Below are 21,203 nucleotides of genomic sequence, written 5' to 3' on the forward strand. Positions count from 1 at the left end.
ACTATTGAGTTCTCACACATCATCCGCACACCACAAGAAAATTAACCAAACGTTAACCTCTCGCAAGCGGCCCGAACAACATTACCCAACAAGCCCAACCAAAGTCAAACCCACCGAACAAACATTGTTCAAACATCTACCACCAGTTAACCTCACGGCTACCTCGCGGCGACCCCGATAAATATACGCACACCCCAAACAAACAACAAATCCCCAGTACAACCGCAAGGTTGAACCGGGGGGGAGACGTCGCCAAGCATTGCTCCTTAGTAGAGCTCCTCCTCCTGCGTGCGCTCGATGGTGGCACCCAGAGCCTGAAGGTTCTCCACGAAGTTCGGGTAACCGCGATCAATGTGGAAGACGTCGTGAACCGTAGTTGTCTCATCCGCGCACAGTGCAGAGAGGACTAAACCTGCACCGGCGCGAATGTCAGAACTCCAGACATGGGTAGAGGACAGCTGTTCCTGACCACGGATAACAACGTGATGGCCGTCAACCTGCGCATCGGCACCAAGGCGCAGCATCTCATCGACAAAACGGAAACGAGACTCGAAGACATTCTCTGTGATGATGGAAGTTCCCTGCGCTACAGAAGAAAGCCCGATGGCAATCGGCTGCAGATCCGTGGGGAAGCCGGGATACGGCAAGGTCTGGTAGTCCACCGCAGTTGGGCGGCGGTCCATGCGCACGCGGAATCCGTTGACATAGGCTTCAATCTCGGCGCCGGCAGACTTGAGCTTCTCCAACGGAAGGTGCAGATGCTTTGGCGCAATGCCCCCAACTGTAATGTCACCCCGCGTCATCACAGCAGCATAAGCCCAGGTACCGGCAACGATGCGGTCACCAATAACCTCGTGCTCGGTCGGGTGCAGTTTCTCCACTCCCCTAATGGTGATGGTGGAGGTTCCTTCACCCTCGATATCAGCACCCATCTCCTTGAGCATGAGACACAGGTCAACGATCTCCGGCTCGCGGGCGGCATTGTGTAGCTGAGTTTCACCCTCCGCAAGAACAGCGGCAGTAAGAATGTTTTCGGTCGCACCCACAGAAGGAAAGTCGAGTTTGATGCTGGCACCGCGCAAATGCTCCGCTTCAGCCACGACAGCTCCATGCTCAATGCGGGTGCTTGCGCCGAGCTTCTCGAGACCAGATTGGTGCATATCGAGCGGGCGAGAACCGATAGCATCGCCGCCAGGGAGCGCCACCTTGGCGTGGCCACACCGCGAGGTAAGGGGGCCAAGCACGCACACCGACGCGCGGAACTGACGCACCGCGTCGAAGTCTGCGTTGGAATGAAGCTCGGCGGGCGTTGTAATACGCACCGTGTGGCCCTCAATCTCCACCGAGCAGCCAAGTCCTTCGAGGACCTTGCGCATCAGGGGGACATCGAGAATCTCAGGACAGTTGGTCAGCGTGGTGGTGCCCTCCGCCAACAAAGCCGCAGCCATAAGCTTCAGCACACTGTTTTTGGCACCGTCCACCTTTACGGTGCCCTGCAGGCGCGCCCCACCGGAGACAATAAATTGGTCTTTCACGCCCACCCAACTTACCTACAATCAGGGCAACGCGCCGATGCGACGTGCTGCATTCACCGCTTCATAACGGGTATGAGCACCGAGTTTACGCATTACAGAGCGCAAATAAGACTTCACGGTCTCGGCACCGATTCCCATTTCTTCGGCGGCTTCCACATTGGTATGGCCGAGCGCCACGCACGACAGAACATCGAGCTCGCGAGCAGACAGCTTGGTGGACTGCTTGACGCGTACCGGAGAGACCATTTGGTCACAGAGAGCCTCGAGTTCCTTACGCAGATCCTCATCTGAGACGCGGTTGGCCAACATACGCAGCTTGGAGTGAGTAGAACGCACCTGCTCCCACTCCGCACCATTCATCACGTGTCCACGGGCGGCACCGCCCTTGCCCCCATCAGCGCGACGAAGGGCTGAGTTCACCGCAAGGTCCTGCTCCAAGCAACGAGCGGTCATGGTGACTTCTTCAATCACCTTGTCACCCAAACGCACCGGCGAGTGAACACCGACATAGAGAACACCGCGAATCTCCCGCTGGACAGTGACCGGCACCGCAACAATGGAGTGAAGACCTTCGTCCTGGATATAACGGTCATTCTCATGACTAATCGTCGTGGCGCGAGTGTAGTCAGAAACACCGACGGCGCGGCGCGTGCTCACCACGCGTCCACCGACACCCACGTTGGCGTCAATCACGAGGTTTTGTAGCGCCGGAGTGCGCAGACCTACCCACTGGGTAATCTGCAGACGATTATCCGGCAGAAGGGTTCCGTACATAGTGACGGGAATACCCGTAGCAGTCTTCAACGACGACAGCGCTGCGCGTACGGCCTCGTCGTCATCCTTGAGTCGATGCGGCTCCATGAGACTCTCTCTTACTCGGGGGTAACCAGCAGGTGCACCCATATCCCCCGCTGCGAACGGGGGTAGGCGAACACTGTTTGTGAAGTATAACCGGCCGACGGGGGTAATTCTAAATCGCGCCACGCAGCTCACAGTCTGAGAATCCCACATCCTATGCCCGAATGATCTGTCCAGAATTTATATACCACTTTGTCTACTAGCGGAGTGTAAGGTGTCTGCTGTACGTCAGAACTTATTTCCAAAGGAGTCCACATCGTGGCTGTCTACAACAACATTCTGGAAACCATCGGCGGCACCCCGCTCGTCCGCCTCAACCGCCTTACCGAGGGCCTCGGCGCAGAGGTCCTGGTGAAGGTCGAGTCCTTTAACCCGGCCAACTCCGTGAAGGACCGCATCGCCAAGGCGATTGTCGACGCCGCCGTAGAATCCGGCCAGCTCAAGCCTGGCGGCACCATCGTTGAGGCCACCTCCGGCAACACCGGTATTGGCCTGGCACTCGTCGGTGCTGCACAGGGCTACAAGGTCATCCTGACCATGCCGGAGACTATGTCCAACGAGCGCAAGGTTCTGCTCCGCGCCTACGGTGCTGAAATCGTCCTCACCCCGGGTGCTGCTGGCATGAAGGGTGCAGTGGAAAAGGCTAACGAGATTATCGCCGAGACCCCGAACGCCATCCTGGCTTCCCAGTTCGCTAACGAGGCCAACCCGAAGATCCACGAGCAGACCACTGGTCCGGAGATTTGGAAGGACGCTGAGGGCAAGGTTGATGCCTTCGTTGCTGGCGTGGGCACTGGCGGCACCGTCACCGGTGTTGGCCGCTACCTGCGCTCCCAGAACTCCGACGCCTACCTCGTTGCCGTCGAGCCGTCCGACTCCCCGGTTCTCTCCGAGGGCAAGGCTGGCCCGCACAAGATTCAGGGCATTGGCGCCAACTTCGTGCCGGAGGTTCTGGACCGCGAAATCCTCAACGAGGTTCTCACCGCTACCACCGAGGAGTCCGTGTCTACTGCACGCAAGCTCGCTACCGAGGAAGGCCTGCTGGTCGGTATCTCGTCCGGTGCGAACGTCTCCGCTGCTCTGAAGCTGGCTGCTCGTGAGGAATTCAAGGGCAAGACCATCGTGGTGGTTGCTCCGGACTTCGGCGAGCGTTACGTCTCCACCATCCTCTTCGAGGACATCCGCGAGGCATAGCCGAACCCAGCGAATAAAAGCGCCCTATTTTCCTAGGGCGCTTTTTCTTTATAGATAGGATAGTTCGCATGCACATCTTAAAGATGATCCGCGAGGACCTTGACAATGCCCGCGATCACGACCCAGCTGCCCGCGGTGACGTGGAGAATGCCGTGGTCTACTCCGGTCTCCATGCCATATGGTCACACCGCCTTTCCCATCGCATGTGGAAGCGCGGCTGGCGCAGCCCAGCTCGCATCCTGGCACAGTTGAATCGCTTCTTTACCGGCGTGGAAATCCACCCCGGGGCCACCATTGGGCGCCGCTTCTTCATTGACCACGGCATGGGAATCGTCATCGGTGAGACCGCCGAAATCGGCGACGGCGTCATGCTCTATCACGGCGTTACCCTCGGCGGCCAGGTGCTCACACAAACCAAGCGCCACCCCACCATTGAGGACAACGTGACCATTGGCGCCGGCGCCAAGGTCTTGGGCCCCATCACCATCGGCGAAGGCTCCGCAGTGGGCGCTAACGCCGTGGTGACCAAAGATGTGCCCCCAAACCACATCGCAATCGGTATCCCCGCTAAGAACCGTCCCCGCAAGAAGGACGAGCGCATCAAGCTGGTGGACCCGGATTACTACATCTAGAGGTTGCCCTCACGCGTGGTAAGCGGCTGGTAGTCAGGGTTCTTCTCGATGAACCCTGCCACAGCACTGCAGGAAGGGATGACTTGACGGGCTGCCGTCGATTCATCATCCAGCGCTGCCTGGATGAGAGTCTTCGACAGACCTTGCCCCTGGAAGGCATCGTGGATGACGGTGTGGGTGAACTCGCGGGTGGTTGCGGTATCGGCGTACTCGGCGAAGCCCGCCTCTTTCCCATCAACAGTGATAACGAAACGGGATTGATCGGTTTGGTGCGCAACTGAAGTAGTCATAGCGCCCATTAAACCAAAAAGCGACCCACCACAGACAGAGACAAAAGAACCCCCTCCATAACTGGAGGGGGTTTGCTCTTGTGGCCAGAGCCAGGATCGAACTGGCGACCCCACACTTTTCAGGCGTGTGCTCTACCGACTGAGCTATCTGGCCAGAAGCCACAAGGGACTTCGGCGACCCTGACGGGACTTGAACCCGCGACCTCCGCCGTGACAGGGCGGCGCGCTAACCAACTGCGCCACAGGGCCATTTTCAATTATCTCTTGTGCGCTGGGCACGAATAAGTACTCTACACAACGCTTCAGAAAGTCACCAAATCACCATGTCAACTCCAGTTTTCAGGCAAGTTTGAACGCCCTCATCGCAGCCTCGTCATTCGCACTAGACCTATAAGTCTCTTCTCTCTCGGAACCGTGGTCCGGAAGGCCTAAACAACACATTGTGTCGTTTAGGGCTAAAGGTTAGAAACCGGAGAAGGTGCCATAACAACGACAAACGCCCCGAAGCTTGTTTCTTTAACAACGCTTCGGGGCGTAACAATGGCCTTTATAAAAATGGCGACCCTGACGGGACTTGAACCCGCGACCTCCGCCGTGACAGGGCGGCGCGCTAACCAACTGCGCCACAGGGCCATACGTATTCTTTTATGCACCAACACAGGGGTGTTGGTACCCCCAACGGGATTCGAACCCGTGCCGCCGCCGTGAAAGGGCGGTGTCCTAGGCCGCTAGACGATGGGGGCCCGTTGCCGTTCAGGCAACTTCGTAAAAATATACTGGAGATATCCTCCCTTAACCAAATCGCCCCGGCAGAAAGGCAGAAAATTATGGCTGACCAGCAGGATACCTGCTCCTGTCACGAACCCGGAGTGCACGGCTATAACTCCGATAGCGAACAGAAAGCGAAGTATCTAGCCCGCCTCAAGCGCATTGAGGGGCAAACCCGTGGCATTCACCGCATGATTGATGAGGACCAGTACTGCATTGACATCATCACCCAGATTTCGGCAGTGACCTCAGCACTCGAGAACGTCTCCCTAGCGCTCCTTGAGGACCACATTGAGCACTGTGTAGCCGGCGCTGCCGCCACAGACGAGCACGAGGCCACAGAGAAGCTTGAGGAGGCCATGAGGGCCATCAGGAAGCTCGTTAAGAGCTAACAGAGATTGAGGAATAGGCATCGGAGGGCATAGAGCAAAAAGAAAGGAGCCGCCCAAAGGCGGCTCCTACTGTGGGCCCTGCGGGGATCGAACCCGCGACCTGCGGATTAAAAGTCCGTAGCTCTACCAGCTGAGCTAAAGGCCCAACGTTCCTACATTGTAGTAGGTGGGCTTCTGGAAAAGAAAATAGCCCTCACCTAGTTCAGTTTGAAACGGTGAGGGCCGGTATCCGGCACTAAAGGCCGTGGGGTGGATGAGCGAACTAGCCGCGCATGTCACCCTTCTCCATGAAGTTCACCTGGAACTCGAAGGCGGTCTTCAGATCGTGCGGGGTGTGCTGGAACTTGTTGGCCTTGGCGCGCTCGAAGTACTCCTCCAGCAGCGGACGGTAGTCCGGGTGAGCCACGGCGATAACCTTCTCAACGCGCTCCTTCGGTGCCAAGCCACGGAGGTCAGCAACGCCGTATTCGGTGATGATAACCATGGTGTCGTGCTCAGTGTGGTCGGTGTGGGACACGAAGGGCACGATGGCGGAGATTGCGCCATCCTTGGCCACGGACGGGGACACGAAGGTGGAGATGTAGGCGTTACGGGTGAAGTCACCAGAGCCACCGGTACCGTTCATGATGCGGGAGCCGGAGACGTTGGTGGAGTTGATGTTGCCGTAGATATCGCCCTCAATCATGCCGTTGGAGGAAATCAGGCCCACGCGGCGGATAACCTCCGGGTGGTTGGATACCTGCTGCGGGCGCAGGATGATGTGCTTGGCGTAGCGCTCTGCCTCAGCGTTCATCTTGTCTGCGTACTCCGGGGACAGCGCGAAGGAGGTAGCAGAAGCGACGGTCATCTTGCCGGCATCAATCAGGTCGAGCATGCCGTCCTGGATCACCTCGGTATAAGCCTGGATGTTCTCAAACTTGGAATCCAGCAGGCCAGCCATCACGGCATTCGGGACGTTGCCCACGCCAGACTGCATGATGAACTTGTCATACTCGAGGCGGCCAGCAGCGACCTCGCCTTCAAGAAACTCGATGAAGTTCGCAGCAATCTTCTCAGAGACCTCATCCGGAGCCTTAAACGGCGCGTTGCGGTCCGGAGCGTTGGTCTTGACCACGGCCACGACCTTCTCTTCCGGAATCTCAATGAAGGTAGTACCAACGCGGTCAGCCGGCTTAGTGATCGGAATCGGCTGACGGTTGGGCAGCTTCTCAATCTTGTAGATATCGTGCATGCCCTCGAGGTTCTCGGACTGCCACTCGTTGATCTCAATAATGATCTTGTCAGCGGCCTCGATGTACTCGAGGTTGTTGCCCACCGCAGAAGACGGAACGATGTTGCCGTTCTCATCAATACGGACGGCCTCAATAATGGCTACCTGGAAGTCACCATAGAAGCCCTCTTCAACCTGCTGGCCAGAGTGGGAAAGGTGGATGTCCTGGTAGAGGGCGGAGCCGTCGTTAAAGCGGTTACGCAGCGCCGGATCCGAGTTGTACGGAGAGCGGAAGCGGATAGCGTTGGCTTCTGCCAGCACGCCGTCACAGTCCGGGGCAGTGGAGGCGCCGGAGAATACGTCGATCTTAAACTCCTCGCCCGCTTCGTGAGCGGTCTTGGCCTTCTCAGCGATGGCAGTGGGCAGGGCCTTCGGGTAGCCAGCGCCGGTAAAGCCGGAGATACCAACACGGTCACCGTGGTTGACAAACTTTGCAGCCTCGTCGGCGCTCATAACAAGCTTCTCAAACGGTGCGTACGCGATTCTCTCAGACATTAAATCCTCCTTTATTTACGAAAAAGGGCCTAGGTTACGGCCCCTTCCACTTAGTTACATACACCACATTAGCGAATGCGTGAAGAGTTTACCGCACTCTTTACAAAACTGTGCACCCCCTCTCTATCCCCGATCCCCACATACAGTCAGCGCTACTCGTGGCTGCATACGTTCAATTTGCTACCCCACCCCCTCACCGCGCACAATGAGCGACGTGACTCTTGCAATCGGAAAAATTCAGCTCAATTCCCCCGTTGTTCTCGCCCCCATGGCCGGCGTGACCAACGTGGCTTTTCGTGTGCTGTGCCGCGAGCAAGAAGTCGAAAAGACCGGCACGGTCTCCGGTCTCTACGTCTGTGAAATGGTGACGGCGCGTGCCCTCGTCGAGCGCAACCCTAAGACCATCCACATGACCACCTTTGATCCGCAGGAAAACCCACGCTCCCTGCAGTTGTACACGGTGGATCCGAAGTACACGTATAAGGCAGCGAAAATGATCGTGGATGAGAACCTGGCGGACCACATCGATATGAACTTTGGCTGCCCAGTGCCCAAGGTCACGCGCCGCGGTGGCGGTTCTGCCCTGCCGTATAAGCGCCGCCTCTTTGGCAATATCGTGGCGGCCGCAGTCAAAGCGACCGAAGGTACCGATATCCCGGTCACCGTCAAGATGCGCGTAGGCATCGATGACGAACACCACACGCACCTGGATGCCGGACGCATTGCGGTGGAGGAAGGTGCGTCGGCAGTCGCGCTCCACGGCCGCACCGCTGCGCAGCGTTATTCTGGCCATGCGGACTGGAATGAGATTGCACGGCTTAAGGAGCATCTTGCTGACACCGGTATCCCGGTGCTGGGCAACGGAGATATCTTCAAGGCCACCGATGCCCACGACATGATGGAGCAGACCGGCTGCGACGGCGTCGTCGTCGGGCGCGGCTGTTTGGGTCGCCCGTGGCTCTTCGCTGAGCTGTCCGCGCACCTGCGCGGCGAGCCTGTTCCTTCTGAGCCCACCCTCGGTGAGGTCACACGCATCATGACGCGCCATGCGGAGCTCTTGGCTCAGCATGAAGGTGAGCGCCAGGCCAGCCGCGATATCCGCAAGCATATCGGCTGGTACCTGCGTGGCTTCCCCGTCGGTGGTGAAGTTCGCGCGGGTCTCTCCCGCGTCAATTCTCTCGACGATCTGCGTGAATTGCTCGCGCCGTGGGCGGATTCGCCTGCGCTTGCCGACGACGCCGATGGCGCCCGTGGCCGCCAGGGTTCCCCCGCCAAGGTTGTCCTCCCTGAAGGCTGGTTGGATGATCCCGAAGATGCCACCGTGCCTGAAGGCGCGGAGCTGATGCACTCGGGCGGATAAGTGCTGTCGGATTTCCATTCCGTAAGATTTTTATCGTGCGACTGAATCCCAACGCGCGCTAGACCAAAAGATGAAGTAGTCTAGCAGACATGCGCGCAGCCTATCGTGAACAGCTGGATAATTTTGCCCATGATCTCATCATCATGAGCGATACCGTCCACAAGCTAATGACTCTCGCCTCCCAGGCGTTGCTGGAGGGTGCCCTCCAGCCGGCCGAGGAGGCCGTCTCATTGCGCGAAGAACTCGATGAGGTTCGTGAGCGCTGCGAGGACCGCGCTGTGTCTCTTCTGGCGCTTGAGAACCCCATGGCGAAGGATCTGCGCCAAGTGATCTCCTCCATCTATATCGTGGAGGACTACTACCGCATGGGCCGCTTAGCCCAGCACATTGCCACAAGTGCGCGGCGCCGCCACCCGGAGATCGTCGTTCCGGCGGATATCCTCGGCTTCTTCGAGGAGTACGCGCGGCTTGTTCTGGATATGTCCCTGGGATTGAAGGAGCTCCTCATTACGCGTGACCCGGACCTGGCCCTGCGCCTGACGGATGATGATGACGCGGTCGATGACATCAACCAGCATCTGTTGCGGATGCTTACTCAGCGCGAGTGGAAGGGCACTGTGCGCGAGGCAGTGGAAACCTCCCAGCTGTCCCGCTACTACGAGCGCTTCGCGGACCATTGTGCCTCCGCCGCTGGCCGCATCATTTACTTAGCCACCGGCTTGGACCCGGAGCGCTATATGCATAAGCGCGATCAGGAACAGCGCGAGGCCGAGCTGGAAGCCCGCATGGCTGAGCTCGAGCGCCAGTTCCACCGCTAAGGCGCGTCAGCCCCCCACCGCGCGCGCCGCCTGCACGCTGAGTTCGACTCTCCCTTTCACACAACGCTGCCCCCTTCCTAGACCTTTCGGTTCGGGAAGGGGGCAGTCTTGGTAGAACGAGTCTCTACTGTTTAGCCGAAGCGGCCGGAGATGTAGTCCTCGGTCTCCTTCTTGGAAGGATTCTCGAAGATCTTGGTGGTCTCGTCGAACTCCACGAGGTGGCCCGGCTTACCGGTGGCCTCGAGGGAGAAGAAGCCAGTCTTATCGGACACACGGGCTGCCTGCTGCATGTTGTGGGTCACGATAACGATGGTGAAGTTCTCCTTCAGCTCGTGGATGAGATCCTCCACAGCCAGGGTGGAAATCGGGTCGAGCGCGGAGCACGGCTCATCCATGAGGAGAACCTCCGGCTCCACGGCAATCGCACGAGCGATGCACAGGCGCTGCTGCTGACCACCGGAGAGGCCGCCGCCCGGCTTGTCCAGACGGTCCTTGACCTCGTCCCACAGGTTTGCGCCGCGCAGGGACTTTTCTGCAACTTCCTTGAGCTTCTTCTTGTTCTTTTCGCCAGACAGCTTCAGGCCAGCAACCACGTTGTCCTCGATGGACATGGTCGGGAACGGGTTTGCCTTCTGGAAAACCATGCCGATGGTGTTACGCACGGATACCGGGTCAACCTTGGAGTCATAGATGTTCTGACCATCCAGGAGGATTTCACCCTTGACGTAGGCACCGGGGATAACCTCATGCATACGGTTCAGGGTGCGCAGAACGGTGGACTTACCGCAGCCGGACGGGCCAATGAACGCGGTGACGGCCTTGGCAGGGATCTGCATGTTGACGTTCTGCACGGCGTGGAAGTCGCCGTAGTAGATGTTCACGTCATTGAGCGCGAGCTTAGACATTAGGGAGTTTCTCCTCTTAAGAATGTATGGCGGAATCGAGTGTTACGGCGATCTATTTCTTGACCGAGAACTTCGCGGAGATGATACGGGCCGCGATGTTGAGGATGGCAATGAGGATAACCAGCGTCAGCGCTGCACCCCAGAGCTTATCCAGGACAGCCGGTTGTGCGCCGGCCTTGTACATATCCAGCATCATCAGCGGCAGCGAAGACTGCGAGCCCTTGAACGCGTCCCAGTTGATGATGGAGGAGGAACCAACAAGGACCAGCACCGGAGAAGACTCACCCATCACACGCGCAATTGCGAGCATGATACCGGTAACGATGCCGGACAGGGCGGTCGGCAAGACGATGCGAACGATGGTCTTCCACTTCGGAACACCCAGCGCATAGGAGGCCTCACGCAGGTCCATGGGAACCACGCGGAGCATCTCCTCAGTGTTTCGCACGACGATAGGAATCATCAGCAGCACCAAGGAAAGCGCCACGGCGAAACCAGAGCGGCCAAAGCCGAAAAGCGTAATCCACATAGCGAAGATAAACAGCGCGGCAACGATGGACGGCACACCGGACAGGATGTCCACCATGAAGGTGGTGATACGGCCGAGCCAGCCGCCCTTGGAGTACTCCACCAAGTAGATAGCGGTAAAGATACCGATCGGGATGGAGATAATGGAGGCCAAGATGGTCTGGATGAAGGTACCAATGATGGCGTGAGCAGCACCGCCGCCCTCAGCGCTGTTCATGATGCCGCGCTGGGACGCGGTCCACCAATCGGCGCTGAAAATGATGCCGCTGCCGCGGGCGAAGAGCTCCCACAGAACCCAGACCAGAGGGACCATGGCGAGAATCATGGCCGCCCACACCACGACGGTGGCAATGGTGTTGGTGGCCTTTCGGGAAGCCGAAATATCAAGGAAGGTAGCGCCTGCGGAGGCAGGCTTGGCGTTAGCAGTAGTAGTCATTATGTCCTCCTCCCTACTTCTTCTTCACAATGGCGCGGGCAATGGCGTTGACCACGAAGGTCAGCAAGAACAGCATGAGGCCGGCGGCGATGTAGGCACCTGCGCGCATCTCATTACCGAACTCTGCGGATGCCAGGGCGATGGCCATGGCGAAGGTCGTACCGCCGTCGAAGAGCGAGAAGCGGAAGTCCACCAGCGGGGAGACAACCATGTACAGAGCCATGGTCTCACCCAGCGCACGACCGAGACCGAGCATCGAGCCGGCGATGTAGCCGGACATACCGAAGGGCAGCACCGTCATGCGGATAACTTCCCAGCGGGTTGCGCCCAGCGCTAGGGCAGACTCAACCTGGCCAGGAGGAGTTTGGACGAAGACCTCACGTGCCGTAGCGGCGATAATCGGAAGAATCATCACGGCCAGCACGATGCCACCGGTGAAGAGGTTACGGCCGGTAGCAAACGACGGCGAGTTATCGAAGACGGTGAAAAGGAAGAACCCGCCAGCCCAAGACTCCAGCCACGAGTAGAAACCGGAGAGCGCCGGGCCGAGGACCTGCCAGCCCCACAGACCATAAACAATGGACGGGACCGCAGCGAGCATGTCCACGAGGAAGCCCAGCGGCTTGACCATACGTGCGGGTGCGTAGTTAGACAGGAAGATGGCAATCGCCAGTGCGACCGGCATAGCCAGCAGCAGGGCGAAGACGGAGATAAGAACCGTGGTGCCGAACATGGTCGGGATACCGAACTTCATCGCGGAAGTATCGCCGGTCTCCCAGCGGCCACCGTAGGTGAAGAAGCCCATGATGCCACCGTCGTTGACGCCCAAGGCAGGCACAGCACGCCACAGCAGGAAGCCCGCAATGGCAGCAATCATGACGGTGATCAAAGTAGCCGAGGCAGAAGAAAGGAATTCGAAGACTCGGTCACCCGGCCGCTTAACTCCGCTACCGGAGTTAGCCGTGGTAAGTTCTTCGGATCCGCCGGAAGAAAGCCGCTCAGCAGCGGAGACGGAAAGTTCCGTCTGCTCTGGCGCCGTGGTGAGATTATTGTCTGCCATGAGACGTTCTAATCCTTTTCAGCGTTAAGAATGGAATTTGTCGTTACATACCTGCGCCCCCAAAGCGCGATTCGAGTGCGGCAGAGGGGGCGGGAAGATATTTAGCTTTTTAAGCTCTAGCGCTTACTGCAGAGCGTCAACAGCAGCCTTCAGCTTGTCCAGGTGTGCACCCTCAACCGGGATGAAGCCCTGGGAAGCGAGCTGGTCATCCTGGTGGTCCAGGACGGTGTTGAAGAAGGCCTTAACCAGAGCGGAGGTCTCCTCATCGTAACCAGCGGAGCAAACAATGTTGTAGGTGGTCAGGATGAGCGGGTATGCGCCCTCGTCGTCAGACGCGAACAGAGCGTCGGAGTCAACAACCATGTTGTGCTCGGACTCGGTCTCCTTGAACTCCAGGTTCTCCAGAGCAACGTTGACAGACTCGGTGTTCAGCTCAACCGGGCCGTGGCCGAAGTCGATCTTTGCCTTCTGAACGCCGTCTGATTCCTTCTGGTCAGCGAAGCCGGACTCAACGTAGGTGATAGCACCCTTGATGTTGGCAACCTGGTCAGCAACACCAGCGGAGCCGTTGGCACCCTCACCAACTGCATCCGGGAACTGCTTGCCCTCGGTGTCCCAGTCGCCGGTAGCGGCCTTCAGGAACTTCTGGAAGTTAGCGGAGGTACCGGACTCATCAGAGCGGAAGATGACGGTGATGTCCTCGTCCGGCAGGTCGGTGCCTTCGTTGTCAGCAGCGATTGCCTCATCGTTCCACTTGGTGATGTCACCCTTGAAGATCTTAGCCAGGGTCTCGGTGGAGAGGTTGATCTCGGTGCCCTCGAGGTTGTACGCGATAGCAACCGGGCCGATGGTGGTCGGCAGGTGCCATGCCTCGTTGCCGCCACAGCGCTCAGCAGCAGCCTCAACCTCACCCTCGTCTTCCTTCAGAGCGGAGTCGGAACCAGCGAAGTCAGCCTGGCCGTTGGTGAAAGCCTCAACGCCAGCGCCGGAGCCGGAAGCGTTGTAGGACAGGGAAGCGTTCGGGTGATCCTCAGAGAATGCAGTCTGGAAGTAGGACATTGCATTCTGCTGGGAGGAAGCGCCGTCACCAACGAGCTCGCCAGAAACTTCCGAGCTCTCGGAGCCGCCGTCAGCGGAGTCGGAACCAGAGTCGTTGGAGTCGTTGCAGGCTACGAGAGCGGTGGAGGAAGCGGCGACGATACCGAAGATAGCAGCGGTGCGCTTGAAGTTGCGAATCACGGGAAACCTTTCCGGTGCGGATACAAGAGAATGATTGTCCGAGGAAATCGCCCTCCGCCCCAAATTCAAGGCGAGCACGATTAACTCACGAAACGTAAAGTTATCTCGAGTGGGTTAACCACACAAGGATCTGGAGGTAAACAATCGGTTAACTTGTACCAAAAACCCGTGAGACTAGTCACTTTTAGCCCAGACGCAGTGCTCCTCCGCAATAGAAAAGCCTAGCCGTTCATAGGCCTTAACCGCTGGCTCATTGTCTGCCTCGACATAAAGAATTACCTTCTCGGCACCTTTGTCCACCATACGCTGCAGGCCAGCGCTCAGCAGTGGGCCACCCAGTCGGCGCCCACGGAAAGCTTCCGACAATCCCACCACGTAAACCTCACCGAAAGCGGGCTCCTCTTCGGTATGCCATTTAAGCCAGTGGAATCCCGCCATTGTCACTCCAGCGTGATCAGGTGCAGCACTCTCATCGCTGCCACCGATCCCGTCCCACAGGAAAAGCACATCAGTCGGGTCAAACCACTCGGCCTCCATTCCGCGCTGTAGGCGCTCGATGTCCCAGCCACCCTGCTCCGGGTGCCAGGAAAAAGCCTCATTGTTTACGCGTACCCACTCTTCCTCCGCATGCGCACGGTCGTAGCGCTCGACCGACTCGGCATAGGACAGGATGTCCAGCCCCTCGTCCAGCGAAGGCCGCCCAGCAGCGTCACGCAACGCCTTACCTTCAATCGCCATGACCAGCAGGCGCCTGACGACGTCCATCCCATTCTTCTTCGCCAGTGCTTGTGCGGCGGGGAGATTGCCATGGGCCCACAGGTGTGGGTGGGCCGGGAGGGCGTCGTAAAGCGCCTGCCCCACCCCTGCTCGCCGGTGATTGGGAGACACGACGAGCTCTACCTGGTCGCCATCACGTGCGGCCACGCCCACAATGTCCTCACCGATCCTAGCCAACAGGTGCTCATGGCCCAGGCGGGCATCGCGCAGCCCAAGGAGGAACTGCTCAGAAAGCGGGTCGATGCCATCGTGGGCAGCGGCGTTCTGCGCAAGCAGTGCTACCTGCTCCGCGAGGTCTAGATGCTGCGGCAAGGTACGGGTTTCAATATTCATGGTTCCCAGCCTACGTGCGGTAGAAATAGAGGGGTGACCGTCATCCATCTCAGCCGCACCGTCGTGCGCCTCGCCGCCGTGACAGGCGTCGTGTTGGCTACGTGGCTGGCGGATTCTGCAGTGGCCATGCATGCGGAACACACCGTGGCCCAGAAGGCGAAGGCCAGCTCGCAGCTGGACAATACCCCGGACGTCTTCATCGGTGGTGTGCCTTTTACCGCCGCGGCACTCACCAAAGAGATCCCCTACATCGAGGTCAACTCCTCCGACGTCGAGGTGCCCAAGCTCGGCATGGTCAATGCCTCGACCACTCTTCGTGATATCACCATTCGCCCCGAGCAGCTCTTTAACGGTGACCTTGAGGGCTCCCCGGTCTCGACGTACACACGAAGCATCAGTCTCGATGGCGTCGCGCTCGGCCGCTTGCTGGGAATTACGGACTTGTCCATTGCCAATCCGGATGACATGTCCCCTACCGGCGGCCTGTCTGCCGAGGCAGAGCTGACTGGCACGCTCCCGGGAGATACCACCAAATCCACCGCCACCGTCACGCTGCGGCTCGTGGGCCCAGAATTCCGCATGAGCGTCTATGGCACGGACGATGAACGTCTCCAGAAGGCCTTCAGCTTGGTGCTGGACACGCGCGAACTGCCGCTACCTTCGCAAGCCACCTCGGTGAAATTGCATGGCGGCTCGATTTCCTTCGAGGTACAGCGCCGCAACATCACGCTCAAGACCACGCAGCTCTCGCCGCTCGAAATCGACGGTTCAGAGGAGAAGGCCGTAGAAGACGCAGCACAAAAGGCCCAGGACACTGCCAACGAGGTGGGTAGTGCGCCGACGACGCCTCCCAGCTGGCGCCAGAACTAACTGACGGTCGCCCTACCCACTGGGCGCGGCCAGTCGTTTACTTGATGCGGATAAAGTCGCGCAGCACTTCCCGGATTGTGCGCTGGGACGCCGGGCGCGGATCAATCGGCGCGAAGACCTCGAGTGCATTCGGCACCGACTCGATATGGATCGTGGTGAAAGTACCTTCCGATTCGCCATCAGCCTGGAAGCGGTGCGGTTTGGGGCATTCCAAGTCCACTTCGGCGGCATCCTCAAAGTGCAATGTACGAGCATCCGTCACCTTGTTGAGCCAGTGACGGCGATCCACACCAAAGAGGTGAAGGACGCCCACCAAACCATCAATCCCGTGCAGGTCGGAAACACCAAACAATCCGAGACCCTGGTCAAAAGAGTTACGCGGATTCGTCACCACCGGAAGCGGGCCCAAGAAGGTCCAGGGATTGGTGTTGGAGGTGAACATGAGCGGCACATTATCCGCTTTGAAGGTGTCCCCGGAGCGCGAGACCGCACGTACATTGATGCGTGGCGGGCGGATACGGGCGCGCTGGTAGGCCTGAAACGACACCGCAAGGTAGCGCAGCGGGGTGGCGGAAAAGCCCTTCTCACGAGCTCGGTCCACACGTGCCAGAACGTCCGCATCCAGGCCGAATCCAGCGTTGACCGCGAACCAACGATCATTCCACGTGCCGAGGAACACTTCACGGCGGATATCACGGTCCAGCATGCGCGCCAGTACGTGTGCGGCTTCAATCGGGGTGTTGGGAAAGCCCAGAGCGCGGACAAAAACGTTAGCGGAACCAGTCGGAATAACTGCTAGCGCTGGAATATCCTGCGGGGACGGACGTGACTCGGCGTCGACCGGACCGAGGAGGCCATTGACAATCTCATTGACCGTGCCATCGCCCCCAAAGGCCAAGATGACGTCATAGTCCGCCCGCGTCATGCCGCGAACCATTTCTTCCGCGTGGCCTGGGTAGTGAGTAAATTGCGTCAGCAGACGCAGTCCCTCCACGCCACGGATGATGGGCAGCACCTCTCGGAAGAGAGCCGCATTCTGGCTGGTGGAATTCGGATTAGAAATGAGCAACACGCGCATGCCACACCAGGGTACTGGAGCCTAGTGGTTGCCGTACCCCCGGCACGACTACGCTGGGGCAGCATGAGCGAACAGAACAATGAACACAACGAGTCCCAGGACCGCCGGGACGCACACCCGGAAAACACCAAGATTGATGGCAACGAAGCCGTCAACCAGGCCGCCGAAGCCTGGAAGGATGCCGCCTCCCGCAATATCCCCACCGTGGACGTAGCTGAAAACCCGCTACCGGATGAAACGGCTAACCTTCGCCAGGGTCCGTCGCTGCACGATGGCCTGCTGGGCCTGCTTCCCCTTGTGGGCGTGTGGCAGGGCGAGGGCCAGGCTCACAGCACCGACGGCGAGCAGTACTCATTTGGCCAGCAGCTCATCATCGCGCACGACGGTGAGAACTACCTGACCTACACCTCCCGAACCTGGAAGATCGATACCGAGGGCAACCCCACCGGCCCTGACGTCCGTGAGTCGGGTTTCTGGCGTATCTCCCTCAAGGACGAGATCGAGATGACCTATACCTCTTCTAATGGCATCAACGAGATCTTCTATGGGTCGCTGTTCAACGAGCGCGCTTGGCAGCTCGAATCCGCCTCGACCATGGTGACTGAAACTGGACCGACCAACCTGGGCCCCGGCAAGCGCATGTACGGCCTCATGCCGAATAACAACCTGGGTTGGGTAGATGAGCGCCTCGTCGATGGTGAGATGCGCCCCTACATGTCCGCTGAGCTCACCCGTGTCGCGGGCTAATTACCCAACTACACGGCAAGGAACTCTGAGGGGGAAGTGATTAGCGGGCCAGTGAGGCGTCGATAAGCCCGCGGATCTCCTCCGCATTCCCCGGCGCCTTGAGTTTCACATCATCGAGGCGGGTAACGCGCACCGCCGTGCGCACGGAGGAGACCAACCAAACCGAATCCGCACCCTGCAGATCCTCTACGGTGAGTTCCTTAGCCTTGCACCGAAAACCCTGTTCGGTGGCGTGCTCAAACAGTGCTGCCTGCGTAGTACCAGGCAGGATTCCCTTGCCCGCCGGTGTGCGAATTTTCGAGCCTTTGACGGCGACGACTGTGGACGTCGCCCCTTCCAACACCAGTCCCGTCTCCGGGTCCGTAAAAATGACATCATCAAAGCCCCGTTCGCGCGCTAGGCGCAGCGTGGCCATAGTCGCTGCATAGTTCAGCGTTTTTGCCGGCAGCTCCTCCGCCACCTGCCACAGACGCGGCGTGCTCATCACCTTCACACCGTTCTCCCTCTGCTTGAGCACATCCTCCGGAATGGACTGAACGACGACCCATGCTGAGGGCACGCCCGTCGACGCCCTGCCGCGCGTATACGTCCACGTGCACTTGGCTTCCGGCAGAGCTTGTCCACTCGTTGCTGCCCCGTAGAAATCCGCAATAGCCAATTGCGTTGCCTCTTCCCACTTGTGCATGGGCGGTTCTGGCAGACCCAGCGCACGGGCAGACTGGGCGAAACGCTCAGCATGGCGGCGGAAATTCGCAGCCTTGCCGTCGCGCACGAGGAGGGACTCAAAAATGCCATCGCCGCGGGTAACCGCAGCATCATCCCAGTGCACCAAGGGCAGGCTTGGCATGTGCCGTCTAACGGACCCTCCAAAAGGTTCGACAACGTAGATGACCGGCTCTTTCCTGGGCTGAAGGCTCATAGACTCGATTATGCCCTACCATCGAAAGACGTGAGTTACTCTTCGCCGCTTCTTTCCCGGCCCGGAGCCGCTGAGCTTCAGGGCGCCACGCTTGTCGACGTCTCCGGGGTCCCCTGGCACTACGGAAACCCCCTGGTGGAGCAGCGCGCCGTGGAGACCGGCTCCGCGATTGTTGACCGCTCCCACCGCCGCGTCATCGCCGTCTCAGGTCCGGATGCCAAGGCTTTTCTCCACAATTTGCTGAGTCAAAAACTCGATGACGTGGAGGCAGGCTTTGCCGCCGGCGCCGCGGACCTCGATATACAGGGCCACGTGCTGCACCACATGGATCTGGTGTTCACGGGCGACACCTTCTTCCTCGACGTCCCTGCAGCGCAATTCGACTCGCTCAAGGATTTCCTCACGAAGATGATCTTTTGGTCCGAGGTCACCGTGGACGAGGCTGACCTCGCCGTCATCTCCGTCCTGGGTGCTCCCCTGCCGACGCCAACTGCCACCGTGGTTGACCGCTCCGTTTGCTGGCCCGGGTGCCCGCGCCAGGATATCCTCGTCCCGCGCGCTGACCTCGCCGCCGCCGTGTCTGAGCTGGAATCCCATGGCGGCAGCGTGGCAGGGCTTATGACCTTTACCGCTGAGCGAGTCAAAGCCCGCGAACCCGAACTCGCTGCTGACCTCGACGGCAAAACCATCCCACACGAGGTCCCCCACTGGATCCGCCGCAGCGATGACCGCCCCGCCTTCGTCCACTTGGAGAAGGGCTGCTACCGCGGCCAAGAGACGGTGGCCCGCGTGGAAAACCTCGGCCGTTCGCCACGCCTACTCGTCCTGCTCTACCTCGACGGCTCCGCGCCTGAGACCCCTGAACCAGGCGCCGACATCACGCTCGGTGGGCGCCGAGTAGGGCGCCTGGGCACCGTGGTGGACGATTGCGACTTTGGCCCTATTGGGCTGGGCTTGGTCAAGCGCAGTGCTCTAAACCAGGGTGACCTTTCTATTGGTCCAGTTGCCGCGTCCGTCGAACCAGATTCCATCCCCCAGGATGAAGGGCCGAAGGCAGGGCGCGCTGCCGTCGACCGACTGCGCGGCCGGTAGTGGTGCATCGCACATGCCCCCACCGCCACGGGGTATAACACTTTTTTGGCCCGCCGCTGGGGGTAGTTCGGAATTTTTTCGTCACACACGCTATGGTGTCTTACAGGAACATACACATATCTGACTAAGACGATGGGGCGGCCAAGAATCCCTGGTCCGCCCTACACACCTCAAGGGGGTCATGCACATGGGACGCGGACGCGCAAAGGCAAAGCAGACCAAAGTTGCACGCCAGCTGAAGTACAATTCGCCCGAAATGGATCTGGACTCTCTCCAGCGCGAGCTCGCTTCGCAGCATTCCCGCAACGACGAGGATGACCAGTACTCGGAGTACGCCGATTATGGCGAGGATGACTGGGACTCGGACGAGTGGGATGAGGACGATTCCGACGAGCGCTAAGCTCAACTCTCAGCACGTACGCGAAAGGCCGGCGGCCCCTAATCCCTCTCAGGGATGAGGCCACCGGCCTTGTCCGTTTCTACTCTCCCTGGCAGAGGGATGCAGCTTGGTGGGACCCACCTATGGTGGCCCCACTGCGGTTTGGGTTCTAGAAACCTGGGTGCTCGCCCGTCATCACCACGCGCGGCTCACCATCCTGTACGGCACGTACGGTGCCCAATTCCCAGGCCTCGACGTGGCGGGCGGTCATCATGGCCAGAGCGCGCTCGCGGTCTTCTGGGGCGACGACGGCAATCATGCCCACGCCCATGTTGAAGGTCTTCTCCATCTCCTCGAGGGCAACCTTGCCCACGGAGGAAATGGTCTTGAAGATCTGACCCGGAGTCCACGTCGAACGGCTTACCTCAGCGGTCAGGCCCTCCGGGATGACGCGCTCCAGATTTCCGGCAAGGCCACCTCCGGTGACATGGCAGAAGGTAGACACTGCGCACTCGGAGGTCAATGCTAGGCAATCCTTGGCGTAAATGCGGGTCGGCTCCAGCAGCTCCTCACCGAGGGTGCGGCCGAGGTCCTCCATGTAGCCGTCGAGCGGCAAGCCGGCCTGCTCCAGCAGGACGTAGCGCGCCAGCGAGTAGCCGTTGGAGTGAAGGCCTGAGGACTTCATGGCAATGAGCACGTCGCCATCGCTGACCTTGTCGGGCCCCAGCAGCTCATCGGCTTCCACCACGCCCACGGCGGTTGCGGAAACGTCGTACTCCTCCTTGCCCATAACACCTGGGTGCTCAGCGGTCTCGCCGCCGAGGAGTGCCGCGCCTGCCTGGACGCAGCCTTCGGCAATGCCCTTAACGATGTCCGCGACCTTCTCCGGCACAACTTCACCGACGGCGATGTAGTCCTGCAAGAAAAGCGGTTCGGCGCCGCACACCACAAGGTCGTCAACGCACATGGCAACCAAGTCGATACCGATGGTGTCATGCTTATCCATCGCTTGGGCCACGGCTAGCTTGGTGCCCACACCATCGGAGCCGGCAGCGAGGATCGGCTCTTTGTACTCCCCCAGCTTGAACAGCCCGGCAAAACCTCCGAGCCCACCCATGACCTCCGGGCGGGTGGCGCGTTGAGCGTGCGGGGTAATCAGTTTGACCGCGCGGTCACCTTCCTCAATGTTGACGCCGGCGGCTGCATACGTGTTGTCGCTCATGAGTGA

The 21,203-nt window shown here is 59.4% G+C and carries 21 protein-coding genes and 5 tRNA genes; 9 read left to right on the forward strand and 17 right to left on the reverse strand.

All coding sequences use genetic code 11. The features are described from left to right. Nucleotides 1-266: 266 nt before the first annotated feature. Both murA and ramA read right to left on the reverse strand, forming a co-directional pair. Nucleotides 267-1,535, reverse strand: a complete 1,269-nt coding sequence (gene murA, locus NX84_RS10790) for a UDP-N-acetylglucosamine 1-carboxyvinyltransferase (RefSeq protein WP_039676656.1) — start codon at nucleotides 1,533-1,535, stop codon at nucleotides 267-269. Between the two features lie 21 nt (nucleotides 1,536-1,556). Continuing rightward, nucleotides 1,557-2,396 carry an acetate metabolism transcriptional regulator RamA gene (gene ramA / locus NX84_RS10795; protein WP_039676486.1) on the reverse strand — a complete coding sequence of 280 codons (840 nt, stop codon included), beginning with the start codon at nucleotides 2,394-2,396 and terminating at the stop codon, nucleotides 1,557-1,559. 252 nt (nucleotides 2,397-2,648) lie between these two features. Here ramA and cysK point away from each other — a divergent pair, with 252 nt between their 5' ends. Both cysK and epsC read left to right on the forward strand, forming a co-directional pair. Then, the gene (cysK, locus tag NX84_RS10800; protein WP_174519885.1) at nucleotides 2,649-3,587 is read left to right on the forward strand and encodes a cysteine synthase A; all 939 of its coding nucleotides are present in this window, start codon (nucleotides 2,649-2,651) and stop codon (nucleotides 3,585-3,587) included. Nucleotides 3,588-3,655: 68 nt separating this feature from the next. Then, nucleotides 3,656-4,219: a serine O-acetyltransferase EpsC gene (gene epsC, locus NX84_RS10805; protein ID WP_039676489.1), complete on the forward strand. Its 564-nt coding sequence runs from the start codon at nucleotides 3,656-3,658 to the stop codon at nucleotides 4,217-4,219. Here the strand turns inward: epsC and NX84_RS10810 are convergent. The 5 genes from NX84_RS10810 to NX84_RS10830 all read right to left on the reverse strand — a co-directional run bounded on the left by NX84_RS10810 (nucleotide 4,216) and on the right by NX84_RS10830 (nucleotide 5,252). Next, nucleotides 4,216-4,518 (reverse strand): GNAT family N-acetyltransferase, encoded by a 303-nt coding sequence (locus tag NX84_RS10810; RefSeq protein ID WP_039676490.1) that lies wholly within the window; start codon nucleotides 4,516-4,518, stop codon nucleotides 4,216-4,218. The two genes, epsC and NX84_RS10810, sit on opposite strands and share 4 nt — an antisense overlap. Nucleotides 4,519-4,590: 72 nt before the next feature. Then, a tRNA-Phe gene (locus tag NX84_RS10815) sits at nucleotides 4,591-4,663 on the reverse strand. Between the two features lie 21 nt (nucleotides 4,664-4,684). Next, a tRNA-Asp gene (locus NX84_RS10820) sits at nucleotides 4,685-4,758 on the reverse strand. 307 nt (nucleotides 4,759-5,065) lie between these two features. Next, a tRNA-Asp gene (locus NX84_RS10825) sits at nucleotides 5,066-5,142 on the reverse strand. A 34-nt stretch (nucleotides 5,143-5,176) separates the two neighbouring features. Further along, nucleotides 5,177-5,252 (reverse strand) — tRNA-Glu (locus NX84_RS10830). 84 nt (nucleotides 5,253-5,336) lie between these two features. On the opposite strand from NX84_RS10830, the gene NX84_RS10835 reads away from it, so the two are divergent. Further along, nucleotides 5,337-5,669 (forward strand): metal-sensitive transcriptional regulator, encoded by a 333-nt coding sequence (locus NX84_RS10835; RefSeq protein ID WP_039676492.1) that lies wholly within the window; start codon nucleotides 5,337-5,339, stop codon nucleotides 5,667-5,669. Nucleotides 5,670-5,741: 72 nt separating this feature from the next. On the opposite strand, the gene NX84_RS10840 is transcribed toward NX84_RS10835, so the two are convergent. Both NX84_RS10840 and scpC read right to left on the reverse strand, forming a co-directional pair. Continuing rightward, nucleotides 5,742-5,814: transfer RNA gene (locus NX84_RS10840), tRNA-Lys, on the reverse strand. A gap of 117 nt (nucleotides 5,815-5,931) precedes the next feature. Continuing rightward, a complete protein-coding gene (gene scpC, locus NX84_RS10845; RefSeq protein ID WP_039676494.1) occupies nucleotides 5,932-7,434 on the reverse strand; it encodes a succinyl-CoA:acetate CoA-transferase ScpC in 1,503 nt (500 codons plus the stop codon). A gap of 214 nt (nucleotides 7,435-7,648) precedes the next feature. On the opposite strand from scpC, the gene dusB reads away from it, so the two are divergent. Both dusB and phoU read left to right on the forward strand, forming a co-directional pair. After that, complete coding sequence (dusB, locus tag NX84_RS10850) at nucleotides 7,649-8,794, forward strand: tRNA dihydrouridine synthase DusB (protein ID WP_039676496.1); 1,146 nt, start codon at nucleotides 7,649-7,651, stop codon at nucleotides 8,792-8,794. A gap of 89 nt (nucleotides 8,795-8,883) precedes the next feature. After that, nucleotides 8,884-9,612 (forward strand): phosphate signaling complex protein PhoU, encoded by a 729-nt coding sequence (gene phoU, locus NX84_RS10855; RefSeq protein ID WP_039676497.1) that lies wholly within the window; start codon nucleotides 8,884-8,886, stop codon nucleotides 9,610-9,612. 131 nt (nucleotides 9,613-9,743) lie between these two features. Here phoU and pstB read toward each other — a convergent pair whose 3' ends face one another. The 5 genes from pstB to mshD form a co-directional block, all read right to left on the reverse strand. Beyond that, a complete protein-coding gene (gene pstB / locus NX84_RS10860; protein WP_039676499.1) occupies nucleotides 9,744-10,517 on the reverse strand; it encodes a phosphate ABC transporter ATP-binding protein PstB in 774 nt (257 codons plus the stop codon). A gap of 52 nt (nucleotides 10,518-10,569) precedes the next feature. Further along, nucleotides 10,570-11,481: a phosphate ABC transporter permease PstA gene (gene pstA / locus NX84_RS10865; RefSeq protein ID WP_039676500.1), complete on the reverse strand. Its 912-nt coding sequence runs from the start codon at nucleotides 11,479-11,481 to the stop codon at nucleotides 10,570-10,572. A gap of 13 nt (nucleotides 11,482-11,494) precedes the next feature. Continuing rightward, nucleotides 11,495-12,541, reverse strand: a complete 1,047-nt coding sequence (pstC, locus tag NX84_RS10870; RefSeq protein WP_039676502.1) for a phosphate ABC transporter permease subunit PstC — start codon at nucleotides 12,539-12,541, stop codon at nucleotides 11,495-11,497. A 123-nt stretch (nucleotides 12,542-12,664) separates the two neighbouring features. Beyond that, a complete protein-coding gene (gene pstS / locus NX84_RS10875) occupies nucleotides 12,665-13,780 on the reverse strand; it encodes a phosphate ABC transporter substrate-binding protein PstS (protein ID WP_039676504.1) in 1,116 nt (371 codons plus the stop codon). A gap of 174 nt (nucleotides 13,781-13,954) precedes the next feature. Beyond that, a complete protein-coding gene (gene mshD, locus NX84_RS10880) occupies nucleotides 13,955-14,890 on the reverse strand; it encodes a mycothiol synthase (RefSeq protein ID WP_039676658.1) in 936 nt (311 codons plus the stop codon). A gap of 33 nt (nucleotides 14,891-14,923) precedes the next feature. Here mshD and NX84_RS10885 point away from each other — a divergent pair, with 33 nt between their 5' ends. Continuing rightward, nucleotides 14,924-15,760 (forward strand): LmeA family phospholipid-binding protein, encoded by an 837-nt coding sequence (locus tag NX84_RS10885; protein ID WP_039676505.1) that lies wholly within the window; start codon nucleotides 14,924-14,926, stop codon nucleotides 15,758-15,760. A 37-nt stretch (nucleotides 15,761-15,797) separates the two neighbouring features. On the opposite strand, the gene NX84_RS10890 is transcribed toward NX84_RS10885, so the two are convergent. Next, nucleotides 15,798-16,838, reverse strand: coding sequence for a diacylglycerol/lipid kinase family protein (locus NX84_RS10890; protein WP_039676507.1), 1,041 nt, complete (start codon nucleotides 16,836-16,838; stop codon nucleotides 15,798-15,800). Between the two features lie 63 nt (nucleotides 16,839-16,901). On the opposite strand from NX84_RS10890, the gene NX84_RS10895 reads away from it, so the two are divergent. Continuing rightward, nucleotides 16,902-17,585: a heme-binding beta-barrel domain-containing protein gene (locus NX84_RS10895; protein ID WP_039676509.1), complete on the forward strand. Its 684-nt coding sequence runs from the start codon at nucleotides 16,902-16,904 to the stop codon at nucleotides 17,583-17,585. Nucleotides 17,586-17,625: 40 nt separating this feature from the next. Here the strand turns inward: NX84_RS10895 and NX84_RS10900 are convergent, their stop codons facing one another. Then, the gene (locus tag NX84_RS10900; RefSeq protein ID WP_039676510.1) at nucleotides 17,626-18,504 is read right to left on the reverse strand and encodes an aminodeoxychorismate lyase; all 879 of its coding nucleotides are present in this window, start codon (nucleotides 18,502-18,504) and stop codon (nucleotides 17,626-17,628) included. 30 nt (nucleotides 18,505-18,534) lie between these two features. Here NX84_RS10900 and ygfZ point away from each other — a divergent pair, with 30 nt between their 5' ends. Together ygfZ and NX84_RS10910 are read left to right on the forward strand one after the other, a co-directional pair. After that, complete coding sequence (gene ygfZ, locus NX84_RS10905) at nucleotides 18,535-19,596, forward strand: CAF17-like 4Fe-4S cluster assembly/insertion protein YgfZ (protein ID WP_039676511.1); 1,062 nt, start codon at nucleotides 18,535-18,537, stop codon at nucleotides 19,594-19,596. A gap of 187 nt (nucleotides 19,597-19,783) precedes the next feature. Next, nucleotides 19,784-19,996 carry a DUF3073 domain-containing protein gene (locus NX84_RS10910; protein ID WP_039676660.1) on the forward strand — a complete coding sequence of 71 codons (213 nt, stop codon included), beginning with the start codon at nucleotides 19,784-19,786 and terminating at the stop codon, nucleotides 19,994-19,996. A 148-nt stretch (nucleotides 19,997-20,144) separates the two neighbouring features. Here NX84_RS10910 and purM read toward each other — a convergent pair whose 3' ends face one another. Further along, complete coding sequence (purM, locus tag NX84_RS10915; protein ID WP_039676512.1) at nucleotides 20,145-21,197, reverse strand: phosphoribosylformylglycinamidine cyclo-ligase; 1,053 nt, start codon at nucleotides 21,195-21,197, stop codon at nucleotides 20,145-20,147. Between the last annotated feature and the right edge of the window lie 6 nt (nucleotides 21,198-21,203).

It is taken from the genome of Corynebacterium minutissimum (assembly GCF_000805675.1).
Taxonomy (GTDB): domain Bacteria; phylum Actinomycetota; class Actinomycetes; order Mycobacteriales; family Mycobacteriaceae; genus Corynebacterium; species Corynebacterium minutissimum.